20 protein-coding genes and 1 tRNA gene are annotated in these 25,104 nt (G+C 46.1%); 11 read left to right on the top strand and 10 right to left on the bottom strand.

Translation table 11 applies throughout. The features are described 5' to 3' along the window. Positions 1-42: 42 nt before the first annotated feature. The gene (locus HYW89_00180) at positions 43-297 is read left to right on the top strand and encodes a hypothetical protein (protein QQG45346.1); all 255 of its coding nucleotides are present in this window, start codon (positions 43-45) and stop codon (positions 295-297) included. Positions 298-306: 9 nt separating this feature from the next. Here the strand turns inward: HYW89_00180 and trpS are convergent, their stop codons facing one another. The 6 genes from trpS to HYW89_00150 form a co-directional block, all read right to left on the bottom strand. After that, positions 307-1,287 carry a tryptophan--tRNA ligase gene (gene trpS / locus HYW89_00175; GenBank protein QQG45345.1) on the bottom strand — a complete coding sequence of 327 codons (981 nt, stop codon included), beginning with the start codon at positions 1,285-1,287 and terminating at the stop codon, positions 307-309. 84 nt (positions 1,288-1,371) lie between these two features. After that, the gene (locus HYW89_00170) at positions 1,372-3,114 is read right to left on the bottom strand and encodes a ribonuclease J (protein QQG45344.1); all 1,743 of its coding nucleotides are present in this window, start codon (positions 3,112-3,114) and stop codon (positions 1,372-1,374) included. 32 nt (positions 3,115-3,146) lie between these two features. Then, positions 3,147-3,230, bottom strand: a tRNA-Leu gene (locus HYW89_00165). 834 nt (positions 3,231-4,064) lie between these two features. Next, positions 4,065-5,831 (bottom strand): peptide ABC transporter substrate-binding protein, encoded by a 1,767-nt coding sequence (locus tag HYW89_00160; protein ID QQG45343.1) that lies wholly within the window; start codon positions 5,829-5,831, stop codon positions 4,065-4,067. Continuing rightward, positions 5,828-6,043: a preprotein translocase subunit SecG gene (gene secG / locus HYW89_00155; GenBank protein QQG45342.1), complete on the bottom strand. Its 216-nt coding sequence runs from the start codon at positions 6,041-6,043 to the stop codon at positions 5,828-5,830. Before secG ends, HYW89_00160 begins: the two co-directional genes overlap by 4 nt. 12 nt (positions 6,044-6,055) lie before the next feature. Beyond that, a complete protein-coding gene (locus HYW89_00150; GenBank protein QQG45341.1) occupies positions 6,056-6,391 on the bottom strand; it encodes a phage holin family protein in 336 nt (111 codons plus the stop codon). A 276-nt stretch (positions 6,392-6,667) separates the two neighbouring features. Here HYW89_00150 and HYW89_00145 point away from each other — a divergent pair, with 276 nt between their 5' ends. The 7 genes from HYW89_00145 (at position 6,668) to HYW89_00115 (ending at position 18,745) form a co-directional block, all read left to right on the top strand. Continuing rightward, positions 6,668-9,886, top strand: coding sequence for a DNA-directed RNA polymerase subunit beta (locus HYW89_00145; protein QQG45340.1), 3,219 nt, complete (start codon positions 6,668-6,670; stop codon positions 9,884-9,886). Between the two features lie 20 nt (positions 9,887-9,906). Beyond that, the gene (rpoC, locus tag HYW89_00140; GenBank protein ID QQG45339.1) at positions 9,907-13,554 is read left to right on the top strand and encodes a DNA-directed RNA polymerase subunit beta'; all 3,648 of its coding nucleotides are present in this window, start codon (positions 9,907-9,909) and stop codon (positions 13,552-13,554) included. A gap of 162 nt (positions 13,555-13,716) precedes the next feature. After that, complete coding sequence (locus tag HYW89_00135) at positions 13,717-15,888, top strand: hypothetical protein (GenBank protein ID QQG45338.1); 2,172 nt, start codon at positions 13,717-13,719, stop codon at positions 15,886-15,888. Next, positions 15,863-16,540, top strand: a complete 678-nt coding sequence (locus HYW89_00130; GenBank protein QQG45337.1) for a helix-turn-helix domain-containing protein — start codon at positions 15,863-15,865, stop codon at positions 16,538-16,540. The genes HYW89_00135 and HYW89_00130 overlap by 26 nt, the downstream gene beginning before the upstream one ends. Positions 16,541-16,583: 43 nt before the next feature. Further along, on the top strand, positions 16,584-16,883 hold the full coding sequence (locus HYW89_00125; protein QQG45745.1) for a GIY-YIG nuclease family protein: 300 nt from the start codon (positions 16,584-16,586) through the stop codon (positions 16,881-16,883). Beyond that, on the top strand, positions 16,880-17,875 hold the full coding sequence (recA, locus tag HYW89_00120; protein ID QQG45336.1) for a recombinase RecA: 996 nt from the start codon (positions 16,880-16,882) through the stop codon (positions 17,873-17,875). Before HYW89_00125 ends, recA begins: the two co-directional genes overlap by 4 nt. Before the next feature lie 6 nt (positions 17,876-17,881). Further along, a complete protein-coding gene (locus HYW89_00115; GenBank protein ID QQG45335.1) occupies positions 17,882-18,745 on the top strand; it encodes an EamA family transporter in 864 nt (287 codons plus the stop codon). A gap of 49 nt (positions 18,746-18,794) precedes the next feature. Here HYW89_00115 and HYW89_00110 read toward each other — a convergent pair whose 3' ends face one another. The 4 genes from HYW89_00110 to ychF all read right to left on the bottom strand — a co-directional run bounded on the left by HYW89_00110 (position 18,795) and on the right by ychF (position 21,457). Beyond that, positions 18,795-18,995 carry a 30S ribosomal protein S18 gene (locus tag HYW89_00110; protein ID QQG45334.1) on the bottom strand — a complete coding sequence of 67 codons (201 nt, stop codon included), beginning with the start codon at positions 18,993-18,995 and terminating at the stop codon, positions 18,795-18,797. After that, positions 18,996-19,439 (bottom strand): single-stranded DNA-binding protein, encoded by a 444-nt coding sequence (locus tag HYW89_00105; GenBank protein ID QQG45333.1) that lies wholly within the window; start codon positions 19,437-19,439, stop codon positions 18,996-18,998. Between the two features lie 94 nt (positions 19,440-19,533). Then, positions 19,534-19,971, bottom strand: a complete 438-nt coding sequence (locus HYW89_00100) for a 30S ribosomal protein S6 (GenBank protein QQG45332.1) — start codon at positions 19,969-19,971, stop codon at positions 19,534-19,536. A 409-nt stretch (positions 19,972-20,380) separates the two neighbouring features. After that, positions 20,381-21,457 (bottom strand): redox-regulated ATPase YchF, encoded by a 1,077-nt coding sequence (gene ychF / locus HYW89_00095; protein ID QQG45331.1) that lies wholly within the window; start codon positions 21,455-21,457, stop codon positions 20,381-20,383. Between the two features lie 14 nt (positions 21,458-21,471). On the opposite strand from ychF, the gene HYW89_00090 reads away from it, so the two are divergent. From HYW89_00090 to HYW89_00080, 3 genes are all read left to right on the top strand, one after another. Next, entirely contained in the window at positions 21,472-22,824 is a 1,353-nt protein-coding gene (locus HYW89_00090) for a phosphomannomutase/phosphoglucomutase (GenBank protein QQG45330.1), read from the top strand. A gap of 401 nt (positions 22,825-23,225) precedes the next feature. Continuing rightward, positions 23,226-24,359 (top strand): DNA recombination protein RmuC, encoded by a 1,134-nt coding sequence (locus HYW89_00085; protein ID QQG45329.1) that lies wholly within the window; start codon positions 23,226-23,228, stop codon positions 24,357-24,359. A 78-nt stretch (positions 24,360-24,437) separates the two neighbouring features. Continuing rightward, entirely contained in the window at positions 24,438-25,004 is a 567-nt protein-coding gene (locus HYW89_00080; GenBank protein QQG45328.1) for a hypothetical protein, read from the top strand. Positions 25,005-25,104 lie beyond the last annotated feature (100 nt).

Genomic DNA, 25,104 nt, shown 5'->3' with positions numbered 1-25,104 from the left:
TGTTTTTAGGATGCTAGAATTGAGAAAAAGTGGGTTTAAGTAATGCGTCAAAGCCAGAAAATACCTCCATGCGGGGGCCCCGAAGACGGCCAAGAAAGTAAGAGAATAAAGTTACCGACCAGACATCGGGGTCAATGTTCCGAAGCGGTTGATGAACTTCTGCGGAAAATAGATGAAGTGCTGGACGAGGTAGAGTTGCCCGGAGATCTTAAAAATCAGATCTGTCGTGGTGAGCCCCAGATTTATCTTTGTGATGGTCGGAGAGTAAGACTCCGCGACATACTTGGCAGACACTGAAATATTGTATCAACTCACAAATCCAACTCGTTCTTTGACCAGACGAAGCGTTACGGAAGCGGTTTTGTCTGCCTCTTTGGCTCCTTGTTTCAAGATAGCAAGGAGCGCTTTTTTATTTTTGATAAGGGTTTGGTATTTTTTTTGGATGGGTGCAAGCCTCCTTACTAAAAGTTCTCCCAGATCATTTTTAAACTCGGCATAACCCTTTCCTCGGTATTTTTTCTCAATTTGGGCGCGGGAAAGTCCGGCAAAGGCGGAGTAAATAGTCATAAGATTGGAAATAGCCGGCTTTATTTTTTGGTCATAGCGCACTTCGCTGCCGGAATCAGTAACGGCGATTTTAATTTTTCTGCGGATTTGGGCGGGTGAATCAAAAAGCGCAATATAATTATTGGGGCTGGGAGCTGATTTGGACATTTTCTTTGCGGGATTATCCAGTCCCATAACGCGCGCCGCGTCTTTTTGCAGTAAAGCTTTTGGTTCCTTGAATGTTTTACCAAAACGATTATTAAATTTCCGCGCAAGAGTCCGTGTAAATTCAATATGCTGGAGCTGGTCTTCACCCACTGGCACGACATCCGGGCGGTAGAGAAGAATATCAGCTGCTTGCAAAATAGGGTAATTAAGAAGGCCGGCCAAGGCTCCTGATCTCTCCTGCTTTTCCTTAAACTGTGTCATCCGTTCCAGTTCTCCCACTGGTGTCAAAGTATTTAAAATCCAGGCAAGTTCAGTGTGAGCCGGCACGTGTGACTGGACAAAGAGTATTGATTTTTTAGGATTAATTCCGCAGGCAAGCAAAAGCGCCGCTATTTCCAGCGTTTTTTGGTAAAGTATTTTTGGATTTTGAGGCACGGTTATGGCGTGCAAATCCACGATCGCAATAAATTCGCGATATTTTTTTTGGAGTTCCACCCAGTGCTTAATTGCGCCCAGATAATTTCCAATATGCAGGTTTCCGGAAGGTTGTATGCCGCTTAATAACGTTTTCACGAGGGAAGATAGCTTTTAGCTGGTAGTTTGTAGGTAGACGGCCCTTCGTCTATAAGCTACAAGCTAATTCCTATAAGCTTTAGTTTATACCTCAATTACAACCGGAAGCACCATGGGACGCCGTTCTGTTTTGGAAAACAAAAATTGTCCAATTTTCTCGCGCAAATTATCTTTAACATGCGTCCAGTTGACGGGATGAGTTCCGCCCGTGGTTGTATCTTCAACAATTTTTCTAACTTTGTGGCGTACTTCTTTCAGGAGCTCCTGCGACTCTTTTAGGTAAATAAATCCGCGGGAGATTATATCGGGACTCGTCCGTACTTTGCCGGTTTGGGAATCTACTATGGCTATGATAACAAATATCCCGTCTTCTGCTAAGTGCTGGCGGTCGCGCAATACGACCTCTTTAATGTCGCCCACGCCCAAACCATCCACCATAACGTAATCTGTTGGCGCGCGCTCTTTTAGTTTTTTAATCTCATCCCTGCCGATATTTATTATGTCTCCATCCTCGGCGATCATTATATTTTGTCTGGGTATACCGGAGTTTTCGGCAAGGTCGGCATGTAGTTTTAACATAAAGTAGTTTCCATGAATGGGTATAAAGTATTTGGGTTTAATGAGATCAATCATTTGTTTAAGTTCTTCCCGCTTGGCATGTCCTCCGGCGTGAATATCCATAGTGGCGTAGTGATAAACTTTGGCCGCTTTTTTATAGAGTACGTCTTTAAGCCTTTGTACTGTTGCCTCATTTCCGGGAATGACCGAGGAGGAGAAAAGCACCGAATCGGTTGGTTTTAGTGAAATGGTTTTATGCTCGTTGTTGGCAATTCTCATTAAAACGGCATGATCCTCGCCCTGCGCGCCGGTGCAGACAATTGTTACGCGTTCGTCCTTAAAGTTGTCCAGTTCTTTACTGGTGATAAACGTGCCTTTTTTTACTTTTAAATAACCAAGCTCCTGCGCCACAGCCACGTTTTGCTTCATGCTGTAGCCCTCAATAAGCACTTTGCGTCCATATTTTTCCGAAAGCCAAATCAGCTGCTGGATACGCGTAAGAAGAGAAGCAAAAGTAGCCGCAATTATGCGGCCGCGGGCTGCTTTAAAAATCTCCTCCAGTGATTTTTGAACGTCGGTTTCAGAAATTTGATGTCCGGGAAGCTCGGCATCAGTGCTTTCCGACACCAGCATTAAAACCCCGTCTTTTCCTATCTGGGATATTCTGGATATATCTGCCGGCTTTTCGTTAACAGGCGTATGGTCAAATTTAAAGTCTCCCGTGTGCACCATAGTACCGGCAGGAGTTTTTAAAACCACACCCACGCAGTCGGGAATGTTGTGGTTGACATGGAAAAACTCAATCGCAAAAGAGCCAAGTTTCAGGCGCGACTCCGGAGTTATGACCTCAATTTTAGGCTTGGGGGATCCGTGGAAATCCTCCTGTCGTTTTAGAATCATGCCGCGCGTAAGAGCCGTGGTATAAATAGGCGGGTTGCCCAGAACATCCAGAAGATGGGGGATAGCGCCGATATGGTCATAATGGCCGTGGGTAATTACTACCCCGCGGATATTCCTCTTTTTGTTCTTGAGATACTCAACATTTGGTATTAAATAGTCAATACCCGGCATATCTTCCTCGGGAAACTGCAGTCCCATATCAATTATGACAATATCATCATCATACTCGTAGATATACATACTGCGCGTTACTTCTCCGCACCCTCCGAGCGGCACAAATTTAAGATGGCCTCTTGATTTTTGAGGCGCTATTTTAAACTCCGGCATCCTTGGCATCGGACGTCGGGCAAGCGTTTTATATGGAGTCATTATTTTATTTTATTTAGATTAAATAATACTGATGGGGACGGAGAGACTTGAACTCTCATGAGCTTGCGCTCACAGCGCCCTGAACGCTGCGTGTCTGCCAATTTCACCACGTCCCCGCCTCCTTAATATTTTTAAGACGGTTAAATTAAAATAGTAAAAACTAAAAAGTAGTTATTTATTGAGAGATTTATCCCTTGGAGAAAGTCCTTTAGTAAGGGAAGTCTGACTTCCCAAGGGCGCTCTCCAAGAGCTTACTTCCATTATAGCATATCTAAATTTTGGATGCAAGCAGTGCTTGACAAATTCTGTGGGTTTGATATAATGTATGATGTAGAGGTGAGAGCCGGGGTATAAGTCCAGGGATTGAAGCCCGAGCACTCTGCACCTCCCACGCCCCTCGGACAAGACCGAGGGGGTGAATGCCGGAACTACCGGCCCTGGGTCGGGCACTTCCAATGGAGGTGCTCTTTTTTTCCCCTACGCCCCATGACACTTCTAGTTCTTATTCACTGACCCACTGGGATTTTCTATTTCTTTTTGATTGAAGTCAAACTTCAATCAGGTCAAAATCCATACTCTAGCCCCATGTCCCATGACACCTCTGTTGCTTCTTGAAGCTTACAAAATATCACGCGGATTTTATAGTGCCAGCTTATCCCTATTTCCCGCCAGAGGCGGGTCCGCCTCCGGCGGATAAGCCACTTTTCTGCCTATTGACAAATTCTGTGGGTTTGATATAATGAATAATGTCAGAGGCGGTTGGAATCCGTCCTCTGGCCCCTGGGGAACGGTAGCCCTTTCAGGTAGCTACTGCCAACCCCGGGGTTTTTTTATTCACCATCCCCGTGATACCCCAGAACCAGAATCGCTTTCGGCGATACGGTTCGGGGCTTCGCTTCGCTCGCTTTTTATATTTCTTCCACTGCACTAGATGCTATGTACATGTAGTATTACTTAAACACCCTTTTGGTTTTTTTATGCCATTTGTTGATTTGGTTAAAACGATCCGATGGCAGTGAAATTTTTTCTATCTCTGCGCCCTTGAGGCTGTCCGGAAGCAGATATAAATAAAGTTGGGAGTAAAGAAAAACAGCGGGTATGTCTTTTTGCAGGAGCCCTATAAATTCTAAATACTTCTTTTCGCGAAGATCAGGATTTGAGGTACGGCGCGCCTCTTCTAAAAGCCCGTCCACCCTCTTGTTGCTATAAAGCGTAACATTAAGTCCGGGATCCTTAATTTGTGAAGAGTGCCAGAAGGTAAAGGGATCAGTCTCATATCCGTATACCTGTCCAAAGAGCAGTAATTCAAAGTTGCGTGGCCGTATTACCGAAGTTTCCAGCTCCGTAAAGATTTTTTTCTCAACCACAACGTCAATACCCACCTCACGCAGCATAGACTTTATAAGATCTGCGCCCCTTACAAGATCTGGCCAGTCCGAAGTGGTAAGGGTGAAACGAAGGGGGGTCAGGACGTCTTTCCCCTTTTGGCGCGCTTTTTTATCCAGTATACCGTCTCCGTCTTCGTCTTTCCAACCGTCCTCCTTAAGTAATTTCCTTGCAGCATCAGGGTTAAATTCCAAACCGGCGTCACTATTTATGTTTACAAAAGGTAAGGGAGAACTTGTAGGAATTGCCTCGCCAGAGATGGATTCTCTGGCCACGACCGTTGGGTCAATGGCCAGTACCACCGCCTTTTTAACGGGCCCCCTGCCCAGAAGCGGTGATTTTTTTTCATTAAAAAATACGCCAAAAATCCTCGGCATTTTTATAGTGCGGATGGAGGATCTTTCTCCAACTTCACGCAGAATATTTGCTGGTGCCGGGCCAAATCCCTCTATGTCTCTCTTGCGCCAAGCGGCTATAAGCTCCTCCTCGGTCTTGAAAAAAACAAATATAATTTTATTAAGGTATGGTCCGTCCCGATAATATTGCGAATTGCGTTGCATGCGGTACCAAATTATTGATCCGTCCTTGGCCTGTTTGAATCTTTCAAATTTATACGGCCCGGAGCCAACCGGTTTCAGGTTAAGTTCGTGCAGCAGGGCCTGCTCCGGTGATATTTTTTCCCAAAGATGTTTAGGAATAATACCCAAGGTTAGATTTTCAATAAAAGGCGCATACGGCGTACGGAGTGTGAAACGGATAGTTGACTGATCCAGTTTTTCTATATCAACTCCCTGCCAATTTGCTCGCAGTGGACTCTTATAGAGTGGGTTTTGTATAGTTTTTATAGTGAAAAGAACATCATCTACGGTCAGAGGTTCAGAATCGTGCCAAAAGACGTTTTTGCGAAGAGTCAGGGTATATGCCTTGGCGTCCGGGCTTATATCCAAGGACTCCGCTAGGTCCAGTTCTACCTGACCGGAAGAATTGTAAATTAAAATACTTGAGAAAATGAGCCGAGCCAAGTCGCGATCTGCGTCTTGGGTGGCATAGACCGGGTTTATGGTTCTGGGGTTTTTAAGCACCCCTTCAGTATAAGTTTTGCCGACCTGCGCTACCGGGTAGCTGACCTTGAAATAGATACGCAGAAAAATCGCCAGTCCACTGATGATTACAAGCAGGGTAAGAGAATAAAAAAAACGCCGCTCTTTTTTATTAAGGATATGTGGAAAGTAAAGCAGTTTACGGAAACTCAAAAGTTTCCAGCGGCGCAGGATGCGCCGAAATCTCACTTCTTTTATACAAGATCGTAAGTATTTTTTAATTAATTTCATCTAAGGATTATATTCAGGAGGGCTGTCAGCAAGAAAAGAATTGAAAGAATAACCGTTGCCCGATGCACTGTTTTTTCAATACCGCGTCTGGTGCGGTATACGCCGCCCTCACCCCCAAAAACCGGAGAGAGGCCACCGCCTCGCTGTTGGAATAAAATCGCCGCAACCAGAAGCAGGGATATGACTATTTGAAAAATAAAAATAAAGCCCATGCAATATGTTAATTAGAAGAAAGAATTAGCTAAAGCAATCAAAATTGATGTCCAAAAGAGCGTTGTGAGATCATTTATGGCGAGCTGTGTTAATAAGCTATCTGCTATCCAGAGGAGTGCCATGTTAAGCACCAGGTTAAAGAGTCCAAATGTAACCCAGAGAAGAGGAGTGCTCACAAGTTTTAGAATGGGTCTAAGAAAGGTATTTAGGGCCGCAAGCACCAAGGCCGCGACAATCAAGGTCTCTATGCCTCCACCCAGTTGAAAATTTTGAAAATACCGCCCCACAATATAAAGGGCCACGGCGTTTAGTATTACTTTAGCAACAAGTTTATAAATAAAACCCATTGTCTTGAGCTTAACAGAACAAGGCGGGATTGGCAAATATTTGCTTCACCCTGACCCCCCTTTACGCGTAATAAGTTATCCACATGCACACCCCTTGACTAATTTTAAGGGCTGGAGTATTATTGATATATATTCAGATTGATTGTTTTAGGCTGTTTCAGAATATTTAAATAAACTTTAAGACTATTTGCGAGCCTAAATAGCAATCGCAAAGTTGATTGTTAACCCCTAAATAGAGGGTTTATTGGGGTGTATTATATTTTTGTCCAATTTTTCATGGAAAAAAAGTATTTTTCTCTTTATAAACCCCCTGCTATTGAACTTCCCAATTTGGCGGAGGTTCAGTTGAATTCATATCAATGGTTTTTTGATCAGGGCCTGAAAGAGCTTTTTGACGAGGTGTCGCCTGTTAAAGAAGAATTCGGAGGTCAGGAGTTTGTGCTTGAGTTTGTGAGTTATGCGTTGGACGAACCAAAGTATACCGAAGTGCAGGCCAGAGATCACAACTTGTCGTACGAGGCGGCCTTAAGAATTAAGGCCCGGCTTACCAACAAAAAAATCAAAGAGGTAAAAGAGCAGGAAATTTATCTGGGCGATTTTCCATTGATGACGCCGCGGGGCACCTTTATTGTAAACGGCGTGGAACGTGTGGTGGTCTCGCAGCTTATCCGATCTTCGGGCGTTTATTTCACTAATTATGCTGTGCGCGGTAAGCGATATTTTGGGGCAAAGGTTATTCCCAACCGCGGCGCCTGGCTTGAGTTTGAGACTGACTCTGACGGAACGATCAATGTCAAAATTGACCGTAAAAGAAAAATTCCGGCCACGGCTATTTTACGCATCTTTGGCTCGCTGGAAAATGACGCCATACTGGACATATTTAAGGACGTAGACTCCGGAGAAACACCTTATATTAAAAAAACTTTGGAGCGCGACCCGTCCAAAAATGCGGATGAGGCGTTTATAGAAATTTATAAGCGTATTCGTCCGGGGGATCTGGCCACGGTTGATAACGCCCGTTCTCTTATTAACTCCATGTTTAGCTCCGACCGCTATGATTTAGCAGAAGTTGGCAGATATAAATTTAATCAGCGTCTTGATTTAAAAAAAGACCCCAAAAATCCCAAAAATAGGATTTTAGATTTAGCTGATATAACGGGGGTGCTCAAGGAAGTCATCCGTCTAAATAATAGCGGTGATGCGCCGGCAGACGACATTGATCATTTGGGAAATCGTAGAGTCAGAGGAGTGGGAGAACTGCTGCAAAACAAACTGCGTGTGGGTGTGGCCCGGATGAATAGAATTGTTCGCGACCGAATGTCAACCCTTGATCCTTTTATGTTAACACCGGCACAGGTGATAAATGCTCGCCCCTTTACGGCAGCGGTTAAAGAATTTTTTACCTCTTCCCAGCTCTCGCAGTTCATGGATCAAGTAAATCCTCTTTCCGAATTGGAGCATAAACGCAGGCTCTCGGCTATGGGTCCGGGGGGACTGCAAAGGGAGCGCGCCGGCTTTGAGGTTCGGGACGTTCATCCCTCGCACTACGGAAGAATTTGTCCAATCCAAACACCGGAGGGCCCCAATATTGGTTTAGTGGGGCATTTGGCAGGATATGCCCGCCTTAATGCTCTTGGTTTGATTGAAACGCCGTACCTTAAGGTAAAGAGCGGGAAGCTTGCTAATGAAGTAGAGTATTTAAATGCGGCTGTAGAGATAAAGTATAACATTGCCCACGCAGGAATTGCGGTTGACGATAGCGGCCACATTGTTGAAGAACGGGTAGAGGCGCGTGCGCACGGATCTCCCGGCGTAGTGAGTCGGGAAGATGTTGACTATATTGATGTTTCTCCCCAACAGGCCATAAGTATTGCTACTAGCCTCATTCCGTTTCTTGAGCATGACGATGCCAACCGCGCCATGATGGGTTCAAATATGCAGCGTCAGGCTGTTCCTTGCGTTCGCTCCTTTGCGCCTTTGGTGGGAACCGGGATGGAGCCGCGCGCCGCACGCGATTCGGGCAGGGTCATAGTTGCTCAAGAAGACGGCGTGGTGGAAGAAATAGATGCGCGGCATATTGCCATAAAAAGTAAAAACAATAAAATCCACGATTATCCTTTGGTGTCATTTCTAAGAACCAACGCTTTTACCGCTATCAGGCAGTGGCCGGTTGTTTCAAAGGGCGACAAGATTAAAAAAGGATGCGTGCTGGCGGACAGTTCCTCCACCGCAGAAGGGGAATTGGCGCTTGGCCAAAATGTACTGGTCGCCTTTCTTTCCTGGTCCGGGACAAACTATGAGGATGCCATCATAATTTCGGAACGTTTGTTGGAAGATGATACTTACACCTCCATACATATAGAAGATTTTTCCATAGATGTTCGGGACACTAAACTTGGTCCGGAAATTACCACCCCCGACATACCTAACGTTGGAGAAGAAAAACTAAGGAATCTTGATGAAGACGGAATTATACGGATTGGCGCCGAAGTGCACTCCGGAGACATTTTGGTTGGCAAGATATCTCCCAAAGGAGAATCAGACCTTACACCGGAGGAAAAACTGCTTCGGGCTATATTTGGCGAGAAAGCCAGAGATGTTAAAGATACTTCACTTCGTCTCTCGCACGGAAAAAGAGGCCGCGTGGTGGGCGTTAAAATATTTTCCCGGGAGCAGGGCGATAAACTGGAGGCTGGAGTAATTAAGCGGGTGCAGGTTGACGTGGCACAGTTAAGAAAGGTGGCGGTGGGCGACAAACTGGCCGGGCGGCATGGAAACAAAGGCGTAATTGCCAAAATTCTTCCGGAAGAAGATATGCCTCACCTGGAAGACGGAACGCCGGTGGATATGATTTTAAATCCTATGGGTGTGGCTTCGCGTATGAATCTGGGACAGATTCTTGAGACGCATTTGGGCTGGGCAGCCTATAAACTCGGATACCGTGCTATAACTCCGGCCCTGCATGGAGTTGGGGAACATGAAATCAAGGATGAGTTAAAAAAAGCGGGTCTTCCCGAAGACGGAAAGATAACTTTAGTCGATGGCCGTACAGGTGAAAGGTTTGGCCAAAAGATTACGGTAGGTTACATGTATATTCTAAAATTAATACATTTGGTTGAAGATAAAATTCATATGCGTTCCATAGGTCCTTATTCACTTATTACTCAGCAACCCCTGGGAGGAAAAGCGCAGTTTGGCGGACAAAGATTTGGAGAAATGGAGGTTTGGGCTCTGGAAGGGTACGGAGCCGCACATACTCTGCAGGAGATGTTAACCATAAAATCAGACGATGTTTTGGGCAGGTCTTCCACTTACGAAGCCATTATCAACGGCGAGAAGATTAAAAATCCCAACTTACCGGCCTCGTTTAATGTTTTAGTCAACGAATTAAAGGGTTTGGCGCTTAACGTGGAAACTGTTTATAAAGAAAGTCAGGAAGATAAAAAGCCAGCGCCGGCGTTAAAAGCGGACCGCGAGCGTCAAAAAGTTAAATAAGTTTTGCGTATTTATTTTATATGGAGTTAGCTTCAGCTATAGATTTTAGCGGTCTTAAACTTAAACTTGCCTCACCCGAGGATATTTTGTCGTGGTCGCACGGGGAAATTACTAAACCCGAAACTATCAATTATCGCACCGCCAAACCCGAACGCGACGGTCTTTTTGATGAACGTATTTTTGGACCAACAAAAGATTGGGAGTGTTACTGCGGCAAATACCGTAGGATACGTTATAAAGGAATTGTTTGCGATAAATGCGGTGTAGAGGTTACGCGGGCTATCGTCAGGCGTGAACGGATGGGTCATATAAAATTGGCTGCACCGGTTTCCCATATCTGGTTTCTCCGCGGCGTGCCTTCCAAAATCGGACTAGTGCTGGACGTATCGGTAAATGATCTGGAAAAAGTGATATATTTTGCCGGCTACATTGTAACCAGGGTTGATGAAGAGGTGCGTTTACGGGCGCTTGAAGAAATTGAGCGCGAGTTCCGCATAAAATCAAAAAATATCAAAGGGGAAGAATTGGTTCAGCTGAAAAGCACCAAAGAGCGGATTAAGGAAGAGCTGCGTGGTTTACACATCCATCAGGTAATTTCCGAAGTTGAGTACCATCGTTTAAGCAAAAAAATTGGAGAAGTGTTTGAGGCCGCTATTGGCGCAGAGGCCTTAAGAAAAATCCTTGAGGGTGTTGACCTTGAAAAGTTGAAGTCGGCCCTGGAAACAGAATATCTAGATCAGCCACCCATGATTAAGCGTAAAACCTTAAGGCGTTTACAAATAATAAGAGGCATGATACGAGCGCGGGTCCGCCCGGAATGGATGTTTTTAACCATGATACCGGTTATTCCTCCCGACCTTAGGCCTATGGTACAGCTTGATGGCGGGCGTTACGCAACTTCGGACCTGAACGATTTATACCGTCGTGTTATCAACCGCAACAATCGTTTGAAAAAACTTTTTGAATTAAATGCGCCCGAGGTCATAACCAGAAACGAAAAAAGAATGCTGCAGGAGGCGGTTGACGCCCTTATTGATAATTCCATTAGAAGGGGCATGGCTCCGGTAGCCAGTCAGGCCCAACGGCGACCCCTGAAGTCCTTGGCTGATATCCTTAAGGGTAAACAAGGACGTTTCCGTCAAAACCTTTTGGGAAAACGCGTTGACTATTCAGGGCGATCGGTGATTGTGGTTGGTCCGGAACTGGAGTTACAGGAATGTGGTATACCAAAAAAAATGGCCTTGGAGCTTTTTAAGCCTTTTGTGATTCGTCGTCTGATTGAACGGGAATTGGCTCATAATATACGCGGCGCCGGACGCCTTATAGAAGATCAAGATCCCAACGTCTGGGCGATTTTAGAAGAAGTTATTAAAAAAAGATATGTGTTATTAAACCGTGCGCCCACACTGCATCGTCTTGGTATTCAGGCCTTCCAGCCGGTATTAATTGAAGGGGACGCCATCCAAATCCACCCCATGGTTTGCCCCGCATTTAATGCCGATTTTGATGGAGACCAGATGGCTGTACATCTTCCTTTGACCGACGAAGCACAGGTGGAGGCACGCGATATTATGCTCTCTGCTAAAAATCTTTTAAAACCGGCCACGGGTGATCCCATTGTAAATCCAACTCAAGATATGGTGTTGGGCAGCTATTTTGCGACCACGATGGTGGAAGGTTCCAGGGGAGAAGGAAAAACATTTCCTTCGGCCGAAGAGGCGGTGTTGGCTTATGATTTTGGCATCTTGGACTTGCGCTCGCGTATCAAGGTCCGTCTTGCAAAAAAAGAGATTTTAGATGAAGGCGCTGTGGTTCCTAAAGATATTAGCGGTTTAGTGGAAACCTCGGTAGGGCGGATTTTGTTAAACCGAGCTTTGCCTTCTGATTTTCCATTTGTTAACCAGCAGTTGAAAAATAAGGATCTGGCCGAAGTTATTGCCCAAGTCATTAAGCGCTACGGTATTCAAAACACTCCCCCCATCTTGGATAACATCAAAAAGTTTGGTTTTGAGTATGCCACTAAATCCGGTATTTCTTGGGGCATGAATGACCTGGTTATACCCCAAGAAAAAAAAGAGATGATAAAAACCGCCGAAAATGCGGTGACCAAGATTGTTGATCAGTATCAACGCGGCCTTCTTACGGAAAAAGAAAAGTATGACCGTATTGTTGAGGTATGGCAGGGGGTGGTGGATAAAATTACTACGCTTGTTCCGGGGGCCCTGGACAAAGCCGGTTCTATCTACAGCATGGTGGATGCCAAGGCCCGTGGTTCCTGGACACAGATTCGTCAGATGTCAGGTATGAAGGGATTGGTGGTGAATCCGGCCGGTAAGATCATTGAACTGCCGGTGTTGTCTTCTTATAAAGAAGGTCTCAATGTGCTTGAATATTTCATCTCAACCCATGGCGCCCGCAAGGGCACTGCAGATACAGCGCTTCGTACTGCGGCGGCAGGATATTTAACCCGTCGTCTGGTGGACGTGGCGCAAGATATTATTATTACTGAAGAAGATTGCAAAACCAAACAAGGTTTTGAAGTCACGTTTAAAGACTCCGAGGAAATCAATAAGACTCTGGGCCGTCGCGCTTTTGGAAGAATTTTATTTGATGACGTCAAAGACCCGGCCACTGGAACTACGCTGATTCTCGGCGGAAAGCTGGTTGAGCGGGACGAAGCGCGTATTATTAACGACAAAAAAATTGAGAGTGTAAAAATACGTTCTCCCATTACCTGTCGGAGCATAAGTGGCGTGTGTCAAGCCTGCTACGGTTATGATCTGGGTAACAATATACCGATTAAACCCGGCGAAGCGGTGGGCATAGTTGCGGCGCAAGCCATTGGGGAGCCCGGAACGCAGCTTACCATGCGTACTTTTCACACCGGAGGAGTAGCCGGGGGCGGCGATATAACCACGGGTTTACCTCGGGTAGAAGAAATTTTTGAGGCTCGTCCGCCCAAAGGGCGAGCGATACTGGCTGAAGTGGCAGGAGAAGTGGTTGAAATCATGGAGGCGGGACGCGAGAAAATTATAAAAGTTCGCGCTGAACCGGAACCTGCCGTCGCCAAAACCAAGAAAAAGTCACTCCTTAAGTTGCTTGGAGGAGGAGAGGAAATAAAAGAATTTACTATTCCGCCGGCCACCGGGATTCTGGTGGAAGCTGGTCAGAAGATTAAGAAAGGAGATTTACTGTCGGAAGGGCATGCGGATTTGCGCGAACTTTTCCGTTTAGCAGGACAGTCAATGACGGAGCGCTATATTATTAAAGAAGTGCAAAAGATTTACTCCCTGCAGGGTGCGCCTATTCACGATAAACATATTGAAATTATTGTGCGCCAGATGTTTTCCCGGGTACGTATTAAAGACGCGGGCAACACTGGTTTTAGCGAGGGTGAGGTGGTTGAAAAACGCGAGTTACGGCGCGCCAACATTGCGGCCGTTAGGGCCGGTAAAAAACCGGCCACCGCTTTCCAGCTTCTTTTGGGCATTACACGGGTTGCCTTATCCACGGAAAGTTTTCTTTCCGCAGCCTCCTTTCAGGAAACCGCCCGTGTGCTTATTGACGCTGCGGTGCGCGGACGAGTTGACGGACTGCGGGGTCTTAAAGAAAACGTTATTATTGGCCGTCTTATCCCCGCAGGAACTGGATACAGAAAAATCGTATGAAGCCCCACGGGAAGTCAGACTTCCCATGGGAAGTCTGACTTCCCGAGCCCGTGGTCTTCCCGCCACAAGCGAGGCTCGCCTCTGGCGGCTGGTGCGTGGATAAAATTCTTTGCGGCGGCCGTTATTGTCAAATAGGCCCCTTTTGTTTTAGGATGAAAACATATGGCTGGAAAGACGAGAAAAAACGGGGAGTCGGACAAACGGGGGCAAGCCGCCAAAAAGTGGCATTCTGACCTTCATCCCGAAACAAAAAAAAGCATACTGGCCATACTGGCGTTTGTCGGTGCTGTGCTTTTTATTCTAAGTTTTCTGGGGAGAGGCGGTACGATCGGCGGATACATTTTTAAGATATTTGATTTCCTTTTAGGTAAGGGTTATTTTTTTGCGCCTCTTTCTTTAGTTTTGGTTGGCTTCTCGCTTATGCTGTCAGAAAAACGTCATATTCTTGGTGCCACATTTTTTGGGGGGGTTTTGTTTCTTTTCATGAGTTTAGCGGGCATCTCGCTTACCTTTGGTGATTTGCGGGGCGGCGCATTGGGTTCGCTTATAGCCACTCCGTTAATGCGCCTGTTTGATTTTTGGGCCGCTTTAGTCATTGTGCTTGGTTTTTTCAGTATCTCCATACTCCTTATGCTCAATATGCCAATTCTGCGGCGTCGTGAAAAATCTCAAGAAGAAACATTAGCGCCGGTTGATGGTATAACCTCTGGAGTAAAAGCAGTGCTTGAAAATATAAGTACAACCATACAAACAGCATTGGAAAAGAAAGAAGAAGTGACGGCGGAAGCTATCGATACGCCAATCAGTCCAGCCTCCACCACTGTTACTGCAATCGCTGCCCCTAAGGAAGAACCTCTTATTGCGCTTCGCAAAATAAATAAAAGGTTTGATTATACCAAGCCCCCCTTTGAATTATTGCAGGGAGATCGCGGCACTCCTTCCTCCGGTGACATACGAGCTAATGCTAATATCATAAAACGCACTCTTGAGAATTTTGGCATTGACGTTGAGATGGGCGAGATTGCTATTGGACCTACGGTCACGCAATACACTCTGCGTCCTGCCGAAGGAGTAAAACTGGCAAGGATTACGGCTCTTCATAACGACCTATCGTTGGCACTGGCAGCGCACCCCATAAGAATTGAGGCTCCTATTCCGGGAAAGTCGCTTGCGGGTATTGAGGTCCCCAATCGTTCCATAGCCTTGGTGGGGCTTAAGGTTTTGCTGGAAAATAAAATCTTTCAAGAATCGTCCCAACCCCTACTTTTTGCTTTGGGTCGGGACGTAAGCGGAACGCCGGTTTTTGCCGATTTAGCCAGAATGCCTCATCTTTTAATCAGCGGTGCCACTGGCAGCGGAAAATCTGTCTGCATCCACGCGCTTATTACTTCCTTTCTTTATCGCAATCCCCCGGAAATGCTCCGGTTTATTATCGTTGACCCCAAAAGGGTTGAGCTTTCTACTTATAATGATATCCCGCATCTTTTAACACCGGTCATAACCGACCCAAAAACTACAATTCAGGCACTGCGTTGGGCAACCAAAGAAATGGATAGGCGTTATGATATGCTTTCCTCACATCAAGTCCGGGATATCACGAATTATAACGCCGGCATAGCAAAGTCGCAGGAGGGGGAATTACTGCCTTATCTTGTGATAGTGATTGACGAACTGGCCGATCTCATGGCTATGTTTCCGCGCGAAGTTGAGTCTTCCATTATACGTCTTGCACAGATGGCGCGGGCCGTAGGAATTCATCTTATTGTTGCCACTCAGCGCCCGTCCGTAGAGGTTTTAACCGGTCTTATTAAAGCTAATATCACCTCGCGTATTGCTTTTCAGGTGGCTTCGCAGGTTGATTCCAGAACCATTTTGGATATGGCCGGAGCAGAGAAACTTCTGGGCAACGGGGATATGCTTTTTTTGGCAGGAGACACGGCAAAACCCCGTCGTATTCAAGGCGCTTTTGTCTCGGAGCAGGAGATCAAACGGGTAGTGGACTTTTTACGGGAAGAAATTGAGGCGCCAGAGTATGAAGAAGGAATTCTTGATACCAAAATTGAGGAAGATCAAGCCGAAGAGTTCTCCGGCGGCGGCGATAACGATCCTATATACGAGGAGGCCAAAACTTTGGTAATAGAAGCCGGCAAAGCCTCGGCCTCCTACTTGCAGCGCAGACTTCGTTTGGGGTATGCTCGAGCCGCCAGGATCCTGGATACTATGGAAGCACGCGGGGTGGTGGGTCCGGCCGATGGCGCTAAACCGCGCGAAGTTTTGATTAAACGTGAGAGTATGGCAGGCAGTAATAATGATGAAGAATTTTATGCCTCCTAAACACTCCAAAGACCAAGAAACGTTGGGTGAACGTTTGCGCAAACGTCGGGAAGCTTTGGGATTCACGCTGAAGGATGTAGCTGACGAAATACAAACCGCACAAAAACACGTTACGGCCCTGGAGGAAGACAGCTATGATGTCTTTCCGGCCAAGGTTTATGCTCTAGGATTTTTTAAAAAAATCCTTAATCTTTTCGGAACAGAAAACAAAGAAGATTGGATAAAAGAATTCAACACGGAGTGGGAGATAAGGATGTTTAGAAAAGATAAAACAATCGCCCCATTACCAGAAAATAGGGGAGACGGCCCGTATCTCACTCCGGCGCGATTTGGCCTTCTGATCGGCGGTATGGGCCTGCTTATATTTTTACTTTTTCTAGTGTCCCAACTTCAAAACTTTGTGGGTATACCCAAACTTAAGGTGGAGGAGCCGGGCAATCAGGCGTTATTAGAAGTACCCATGGTTCGCGTAAGGGGCAGCACAGAGAAGGAGGGTCGTTTGACAGTAAACGGTCGTGAGCTTAGGGTGGACGAACGGGGCAATTTTGATGAAACTTTGGAGTTAGCGGCAGGCCTTAATGCTCTTGAGTTCCAAACCGAAAACAGGTTTGGGAAAGTACAAAAAGAGGTGAGATACGTTATAGTAAAATAATCCCGTTAGAGATATGGAACTAAATGCGGTCTGTAGGATATCAATGTATGCGGAACGCGTCTTACTGCATGTTTCCATACGTAATAAATCCTATGTATTACGCAGCCAAAGAAATAGCAGATGGTATGTCGGTTTTACGATGGATTTACGGAAGCGCTTTAAAGAACACAATGAGGGTAAATATAATTCTTGGACAAAAGGTCGAGGTCCATCTGAGTTGATATACTATGAAGCGTATAGAAATAAAGCCGATGCTCAGTCAAGAGAAAAACAGCTTAAATCAGGTCAAGGAAGGGCTTATCTTAAACAAAGAGTAAAGCGCTTCCTAACACTATCGGGATGAAAGAGGAAAAATTAGACAAAATAAAACTTTTGGATTCTGCGGTCAAAGAAATTCAGGAAAAATACGGAGAGGGTGCCATAATGAAATTGGGCGAAGCAAGGCGGGTGGACGTGGACGTAATTCCCACGGGTTCTTTTTCGTTAGACAACGCCCTAGGAGTGGGCGGTGTGCCGCGGGGACGTATTATTGAGATTTTTGGCCCCGAATCAAGCGGAAAAACAACACTGGCGCTTCATATCATACGCGAGGCCCAGCGCAAGGGCGGGCTTTGCGCTTTTGTGGATGCGGAACATGCTCTGGACCCGGAATATGCCAAAAAAATAGGCGTTAAAATAAACGACCTTTTAATCTCACAGCCGGACACCGGAGAACAAGCCCTTGAGATCGTAGAATCTTTAGTGCGTTCCAATGCGGTGGACGTTATTGTCGTGGACTCGGTAGCTGCCTTGACCCCCAAGGCAGAAATAGAGGGAGAAATGGGAGAACAACACATAGGGCTTCAGGCGCGTCTGATGTCGCATGCGCTGCGCAAACTCACAGCCATAGTCTCCAAGTCCAAAACCGTTATTATTTTTATAAATCAGATCCGGATGCAAATTGGTATAATGTGGGGCAATCCGGAAACCACCCCCGGCGGAAAAGCCCTAAAATTTTATTCCTCGGTGCGAGTTGATTTGCGCCGAAGCGCACAAATTAAAAAAGGAGAAGAAATAATAGGCAACCGGCATAGAGCCAAAATAGTAAAAAATAAAGTTGCCCCGCCGTTTAAAACCGCAGAATTTGATATTTTCTATAACGAAGGTATTTCTTACGAGGCGGACATTTTAAATACAGGTATAAAATACGAGGTTATTAAGAAATCCGGCGCCAGTCTTACCTACGGCATTATAAAGCTGGGACAAGGGTTTGATAACGCCAAAAATTATTTAAAAGATAACCCAAAAGTTAGGGACGAAATTATGAAGAAAATAAGGGAGACCCTAAAAGAGTAGTCAACAATGTTGTGGTTTTGGTTTGCACTTACTGCCGCTCTGGCCGAATCAGTTAAGGATGCAGTGGGGAAACGGGGAGCAGAAAGACACAACGAGTATACCGCCGCTTGGAGCCAAAGATTTTTTGCACTTTTTTTGTTGCTTCCGGCGGCTTTTATTTTGGGACGCTCTCCTCTGCCGGATGCCACTTTTTGGATAGTACTTCTGATTATTACCGCCTCGGATACTCTCACCTCGTTATTTTACATGCGCGCCCTTAAAACCGCTCCGCTCACCCACGTCTTACCTATGCTCGCCCTATCTCCTGTTTTTATGCTGTTTACGACTCCTATTATCAACCATGAGTGGCCGTCGCTTCTTGGGGTGGGTGGTGTTTTAATAAGCGCCTTGGGTGTATACTTTTTTGGACTTTCCAGAAATCATCTCGGTTTTTTTACGCCCTTCCGGAATCTATGGCAACAGGAAGGCACGCGTCTTATGCTATTGGTGGCTATCTTGTGGGGTATCAGCGCTCCTTTAGATAAAGTTGCTGTCCTGCACTCCAATCCTTACTTCTATGCAGCAGCATTTAACACTACGGTTGCTTTTACTCTTCTGCCGTTTATGTTGAAACGCGGCGCCCCTGCCGTAGGTTCTTTAAAAAACATTTCCATACTTGCGCCTATAGGAATTTTTAGTGCCCTGGCCTTTATTTTTCAGATGCGGGCAGTTGGTCTTGCTTTTGTGCCTCACGTAATTGCTATAAAGCGTGCCTCCATCTTTTTCGGAGCCTTGTGGGGCTTTTTATTTTTTCACGAACAGTTTGAAAAAATGCGAGTTCTGGGTACCGTCTTACTTCTGGCAGGGGCAATATTAATAGTCCTCTCATAAATAATTAGCCGTGCTCGCCGGAGCACGACTGATGATAGTAGGTTGTTATTTAGCGTGTGGTATAGGGTATCAAAGCAAGGTATCTTGCGCGTTTTATGGCCTGCGCCAGATGCCTTTGGTGTTTGGCGCAAAGACCTGACTTTTTACGGGAATGTATTTTAGCGCCGGCGCTCAAAAACCGACGCAGAAGTTCTGTATCTTTATAGTCAATAATGCCGCGATTGGTTGTGCAAAAAAAACACTGGGCCATCTAAAAAGGTATGTCCTTTACATCAATCTCTTCCCCTTCTTCCGGAAGCTCTATGATGGGCGTTGTGTCTTCCGACTGTTTCTGCCCTTCAGGGGTTGAGGGCGCTGGACCACCCTGATTTTTGGGGCCGAGTTGTATGCGCTCGGCGATAATTTCGGTTCGCCAGTGCTTACTTCCCTGCTGGTCCTGCCAATTTCGCGTCTGAAGTCTCCCCTCAACCAAGACAGAACTACCCTTACGAAGATATTGATTAACTATTTCTGCCTGCCGGCCCCAAGCAACTACGTTGTGAAATTCCGCTTGCTTTTGTTTCTGGCCCGTGGAGTCGGTATAAAAGCGGTTCGTAGCCACGCCAAAACTGCAAACTGCTTGTCCAGAAGGGGTTTGGCGCAGCTCGGGATCGCGGGTTAAGTTGCCTAAGATGAAAGCTTTGTTTAGATTCATTGTGGTGTAGAAGCAAATGTATACGCAAGTTATTACGCAACTTTAGACGCAATTGCGTTTAATTTTGCGTACCTCGTGGCGTTTAAGTTTGCTTCTACTTCCCTAAAATTTCCTCCAGCTTTTTATCCAATGCCTCAAGATCCAGTTTTTCATCAGTCTTGGGCATCTCTCTTGGGATGACGCGTGGGTGTTTCGCAGCAGGACGTGGAGGTACAATTCGAAGCGTTTGGTGACGAACCTCCGCTTTTACCTCTTCAACCACAAGATAACGGAGAAGTTTGTCCATGCCTCGGATTTTCTTATCAAGCGTCTTTAAAAATTCGGGCGCTATAGTAAGGGTAGTCCAACCAAAATAAGCGTGCTTTTCTTTTTTAACAACATAAGCCAAGAGCCGTTTTTTGGGGGTTTCAACGTTTTTAACCAGCCCCTTGGCTTCTCCAATAATAGTACTTAGTTTTTCTGTCCACGTCAAAATATCCTCCTCCGGAATAGTAGAAGAAAAAAGATAGGCAAGTTCATAGTTTTTTTCCATACTTGTCGAAATTTTGGAGCTACTTGTAGCGAATCCCTAGGCACTTCGTGCCGGGATCCCGGCCGCAAAGCGACCTAGGGACAAAATTTCGCTACAAGTATGAGAACCCCGCTCCAATTTTACCTAATTGGGAAATTTAAGGCATTTTGTTTTTGATGGACCATTTATGCACCCGTGGCCCGCGTGGCCGAATAGGCCGTCCCTTTATCCCCCCACCTTCCTAGAATACCCGTAGCTTGCTGCGGGGATGAATGGGTGCTGTAGAAATCCTTCCCGCGGAGTCCAAGACCCCGCTGGGAAGGTGGGGGGATTTATGGGCGAAGCGGGCCGCCCCTGCGTTACCTCGTAAAATTGGTGCGGGGGAGGTTCCTTAAGAATAGGCGAAATATAGCAAAGATCATACCGGCAGTCAAATTTTAAATTCCATCACATCCCCATCCTGAACGACATATTCCTTTCCTTCTAGCCGGAGCAGGCCGAGTTCTTTGGCGCGAGACCAAGAGTCGGCTTCAACCAATTTTTGCCAATTAATTACTTCGGCCCGGATAAATTTATCTTCAAAATCGGAGTGAATAGCGCGTCCTGCCCTCGGAGCTAGAGATCCTTTGGGAATAGTCCAGGCGCGGGTTTCATCCTCCCCGGTTGTAAAAAAAGTGATGAGCCCCAATGTCTCGTAGCCAACGCGGATCAACTGATCCAGTCCACTCTCATCCCGCCCGAGGGTTTTTAGGTATTCTTTTTTCTCTTCCTCAGCTAATTCCCCAAGCTCCGCCTCAATCTTGGCAGAAATAACCGCGTATGATGCCGGGCCGATTTTGTTTTTCAATTTTTGATCCGGCTCCCACTTCTCTTGTACTTGTTTCTCCGACGCATTGAAGACGTAAACAATCGGCTTTGCAGTTAATAACCCTAAATTCGTCAACATACCAACAAACTCAAGTTTGTTGGTATGTTGTATAGCGCCGGTTTTGAGCTCTTCGGCAACTTTTTGCAGATGCTCCAATTCTTCCGCCGCTCTTTTTTCCCCCGCCTTGACCTCTTTTTGTAATGATGCGAGGCGGTTCTGGGTGGTTTCTAAATCCTTGAGGATTAGTTCATATTCCAATACTTCAATGTCCGAAACCGGATTTACGGCATTGGCAACATGGATAATATCCTTATCTTTAAAGACGCGTACCACCTCGGCAATCGCGTCAACCTCGCGTATATGTGATAAAAACTTATTTCCCAGTCCTTCACCTTCAGCCGCGCCCTTTACTAATCCCGCAATATCCACAAATTCAACCACCGCTGGTATAATCCGCTGGGAATGCGATATTTCAGCCAGTTTTTCCAGACGCAAATCAGGCACTTCCACAATCCCTATATTCGGCTCAATAGTACAAAAAGGGTAATTAGAAATATCAACTTTTTTCTTGGTTAAAGCGTTAAAAAGGGTGGACTTGCCAACGTTAGGTAGACCGACTATGCCGATTTTAAGACTCATTGTAGAATAAAAATATGAGAATTGAACCCACCATTTTTAAAGCATACGATATCCGCGGGAAATATCCAGCCGAAATTAACGAGTTTGTGGCGCAGCGTCTGGGAGAAGCACTAACAGCGTTTTTCTCAAAAAAAAACCATAAGAAAAAGCTAAAAATTTTGGTCTGCCGAGACGTTCGCAACTCTTCCCAACCGCTTAAAGAGGCGCTGATAAACGGCATTATTTCCTGCGGAAGCGATGTTTGGGACGCAGGCACAGGCACTACACCCTTTTTTTATTTCCTCATGCATACTCTGAAATTTGACGGAGGTATTATGATCACGGCCTCCCATAATCCCCCGGAATATAACGGTTTTAAAATAAGGGGGCGGGGCGGCATACCAATTTTTTCAGGGAACGGACTAGAAGTGATCAGGAATCTCGTAAAAAGAAAGCCTTTGTTGTTTGACTCCATGGGTATGGTGACGACCGCTGCCGACTATCGCGAAAAATACATACATTTCCTTGCCAAAAATGCATCAATTAAACGTATCAAAACCGTGGTTGATGCCGGCGGCGGCAGCACGACATTTTTTCTTCCGGAACTTCTTAATAAATTCCCCAAAATTACTTACAAGCCGCTTTTTTTTGAACCGGACGGCGCTTTTAAAAAGCATTCGCCTAGTCCGTATCTGCCCGCCTCTCAAAAACCCATTAAGGAAGAGCTCAAAAAAGGGGGATATAGCTTTGGGGCTATTTTTGACGGGGACGGAGATCGGGTTATTTTCTTTGATGAAAAAGGAGAGATGGTAAGGTCGGAATATATTCTGGGCATTTTTGTTTCGGAGGAACTTAAGGATAAAGAGACAAACACTTTTGTTTTGCCCGTTAATACCTCGCGCTCAGTTAGAGAATACCTAAAAGAGCGTGGAGGAAAAGTGGTGCTTAGCCGTGTTGGCAATACTTTTATGCATATGGCTATGAGACGAGCCCGCGCTTCTTTGGGGGCAGAGATGTCGGGCCACTTTTATTTCCAGAAATTTTTCTATGCTGATTCCGGACTGTTTGCTTGGTTGAAGCTCGCGGCCATACTTTCCAAAAATCCTCGGCCGCTATCGCAGCTTATTAAACCCTTTAAGCGTTATATTTTTTCGGGCGAAATAAATTTTAACATTAAAGACGGACGTACAGTAATAAAAAAGGTTGAACGTAAATACCAGGGAGAGAAAATTTCGCGTCTGGATGGTATAACCGTAGAGTTCCCTGACTGGTGGTTTAATATACGGCCCTCAAACACCGAACCCATTGTCAGACTGGTGCTGGAGGCGAAAACAAAAGAACTTTTTGACGAAAAACTCATCCAGGTTGAAAAGTTGATTAAGGGATGATAGGTTAATGTGTAGGAATTCAACGCGTTGTTCACACTTTCCCGCCCCGCTTTTTACAGAAAGGTATGCGGGTACCCCTCGCCCCTCACTTGGTGTAAAGACGCTCGGCAGGTATCTGGTTTATACGTTTCTTCTTCCGCCTCGCTAAGCGTCCGTGCCGCTCCCTTGCGTTTCTCCTCACCCCGACTCCCCATTGGCAGCGGCACTTCCGATTCTTTCCACCAAGTGAGGGGCTCGAACCCACGTATCTATACAAAAAGCGGGGCGGAGATGGATGAAAGCGCGGTCGAGCCCCGCCGTTGGGAAAAGAATCAGGAGGGACGCTGAAGTGATGAGGTGGTAGTAAAACAGTGCTGGTTGCGTCCCGAATGCTTAGTGAGGCGGGGAGAACACAAGATGGAATGTCATACCCCAGCCGAACGTCTTTTCCCAAGGGCGGGGGGAGGGAACCGCGCTTTCAAAAGTGTGAACAACGCGTTCAGTTCTTACAGTTAATACCATTGAGCCCTGAATTTATCATTTTAATTGTGCTCCTTATCGCCGGTTTTGCCGGGGTATTTTGGTTTTTATTAAAACGCACCCAAAAGCCGCAGGAAGAAAATGTGTTTTTAATGCTGCAGCGGCAAATCAGCGAAATATCACGAACCCTGGACAATCGTCTTTCCGAATCATCCCGTATGTTACAAAATCAATTCGGCACGAGTACCCGCATTATTCAGGAAGTAACAGAAAAACTGGTTAAACTGGATGAGACCAATAAACAGGTGGTTAGTTTTGCCGATCAGCTGCGTAACCTTCAGGATATTTTAAAAAACCCAAAACAACGTGGGATTCTAGGCGAATATTATCTGCAGACGGTTTTAGAAAATGTACTTCCTCCCGGGTCCTATAAAATGCAGTATGGGTTTGCGGACGGCGTTATTGTGGATGCGGCCATTTTTGTTGATAAACGCATCATCCCCGTTGATTCTAAATTCAGTCTTGAAAATTACAATAGGATTCTTGAAGCCCGCGAAGACGCAGAGCGGAAACGTTATGAGCAGGCCTTTGTCTCGGACTTAAAAACTCGTATTGAGGAAACTTCTAAATACGTAAAGCCGGAGGAAAGAACTATGGATTTTGCTTTTATGTTTATTCCCTCGGAGGCGGTATATTATGACCTTCTTATAAACAAGGTCGGAGCAGTAACTGACGACACCAGAAACCTGATACATTATGCCGGACAAAAAAAGGTTATCATAGTTTCGCCAACTTCATTCCTGGCATACTTGCAAACCGTTCTGCAGGGGCTTAAGAATCAAAAAATCTCGGAGCAGGCTCAAGAGATTATTAAACAGGTGGAAAATCTGCGCAGACACCTTGCGGCCTACGAGGAGTATCTGCAAAAATTGGGTCGTAATTTGGGGACAACCGTAAACATGTATAACAGCGCCTATAAAGAATTTGGAAAGATTGATAAAGATGTTTTAAAAATTACTGGCAAAGGGACGGGGGTAGAAGTAGTGACTCTAGAAGCTCCGACAACTGAAGATTGACAGTATCAAAAAAATATGGTAAAATGAATATAAACCCATAACCGCCACGGGCAGTACCCCGCGGGCACGGAGGAGAAAATGGTTCAACATGCAACCGTCTCCATACTCCTCTGGTGCCTGCGGAGAAACATCCCGCTGGCGCGTTGGAGGGAACACACGGAGGCCGAGATAAAGGAGGCCAGCTCGGGGTTTTTGGGATATGCCCCCACGGGTGGGGCGAACGACAAGCAGTTGCGTGAAATGGCGCGACGCTTGGTGAACGCCTGCTCGCAGTACTCTGTGGCAGAGCGCATAGCCGCAGAGTGGCCGTTATGGCCAGCGTTGCTGCGAATGGCGTTTACAGACATCGCGAACAGCGGATGGAGGTCTGGAAATGTCTCCAAGGGGATCACACATCTTGATACGCTCCTTGGGGGTAAAATCAGGAGCCATACCGTTGACGTAACCACCGAGCGCAGAATACAGGAGGTAGATGGCCGACTCATCCGGACTATCCACGGGATTGACCCTGCCCGCGCCGGCGCCGAACGGGCTTTTGCCCCGTTTGTGCGTCCGGCCAACTACGCGAAGTTGTCTGCGGCGGAGAAACGCCGCATCAATCAGCGGTTGGCTAAGGAGCGACGGGAGGAGAAGCGGAGAAAATAACATTGTTTTACAGCCCAGCGGCCCAAAACCGCTGGGCAAACCTTTTTCTTGCAAAGAATTTTGCGAGGTGTTATTATTTCTTTTGATATGCTAGCCGTAA

The sequence above is a fragment of the Candidatus Sungiibacteriota bacterium genome, from assembly GCA_016432465.1.
Classification (GTDB): domain Bacteria; phylum Patescibacteriota; class Minisyncoccia; order Sungbacterales; family HO2-52-23.
Note: the sequence above shows the minus strand (reverse complement) of the source record. Positions and strands in the feature narration are given on the sequence as shown.

Coding starts and splice junctions, on each gene's coding strand:
- HYW89_00125 (QQG45745.1), top strand. CDS start 16,584: ATGTATGCGGAACGCGTCTTACTGCATGTTTCCATACGTAATAAATCC.
- HYW89_00110 (QQG45334.1), bottom strand. CDS start 18,995: ATGGCCCAGTGTTTTTTTTGCACAACCAATCGCGGCATTATTGACTAT.
- HYW89_00100 (QQG45332.1), bottom strand. CDS start 19,971: ATGGAAAAAAACTATGAACTTGCCTATCTTTTTTCTTCTACTATTCCG.
- HYW89_00160 (QQG45343.1), bottom strand. CDS start 5,831: ATGAAATTAATTAAAAAATACTTACGATCTTGTATAAAAGAAGTGAGA.
- HYW89_00135 (QQG45338.1), top strand. CDS start 13,717: ATGGCTGGAAAGACGAGAAAAAACGGGGAGTCGGACAAACGGGGGCAA.
- HYW89_00170 (QQG45344.1), bottom strand. CDS start 3,114: ATGACTCCATATAAAACGCTTGCCCGACGTCCGATGCCAAGGATGCCG.
- HYW89_00130 (QQG45337.1), top strand. CDS start 15,863: ATGATGAAGAATTTTATGCCTCCTAAACACTCCAAAGACCAAGAAACG.
- HYW89_00115 (QQG45335.1), top strand. CDS start 17,882: ATGTTGTGGTTTTGGTTTGCACTTACTGCCGCTCTGGCCGAATCAGTT.
- HYW89_00085 (QQG45329.1), top strand. CDS start 23,226: ATGTCATACCCCAGCCGAACGTCTTTTCCCAAGGGCGGGGGGAGGGAA.
- secG (QQG45342.1), bottom strand. CDS start 6,043: ATGGGCTTTATTTTTATTTTTCAAATAGTCATATCCCTGCTTCTGGTT.
- HYW89_00150 (QQG45341.1), bottom strand. CDS start 6,391: ATGGGTTTTATTTATAAACTTGTTGCTAAAGTAATACTAAACGCCGTG.
- rpoC (QQG45339.1), top strand. CDS start 9,907: ATGGAGTTAGCTTCAGCTATAGATTTTAGCGGTCTTAAACTTAAACTT.
- HYW89_00080 (QQG45328.1), top strand. CDS start 24,438: ATGGTTCAACATGCAACCGTCTCCATACTCCTCTGGTGCCTGCGGAGA.
- HYW89_00180 (QQG45346.1), top strand. CDS start 43: ATGCGTCAAAGCCAGAAAATACCTCCATGCGGGGGCCCCGAAGACGGC.
- HYW89_00145 (QQG45340.1), top strand. CDS start 6,668: ATGGAAAAAAAGTATTTTTCTCTTTATAAACCCCCTGCTATTGAACTT.
- recA (QQG45336.1), top strand. CDS start 16,880: ATGAAAGAGGAAAAATTAGACAAAATAAAACTTTTGGATTCTGCGGTC.
- HYW89_00090 (QQG45330.1), top strand. CDS start 21,472: ATGAGAATTGAACCCACCATTTTTAAAGCATACGATATCCGCGGGAAA.
- ychF (QQG45331.1), bottom strand. CDS start 21,457: ATGAGTCTTAAAATCGGCATAGTCGGTCTACCTAACGTTGGCAAGTCC.
- HYW89_00105 (QQG45333.1), bottom strand. CDS start 19,439: ATGAATCTAAACAAAGCTTTCATCTTAGGCAACTTAACCCGCGATCCC.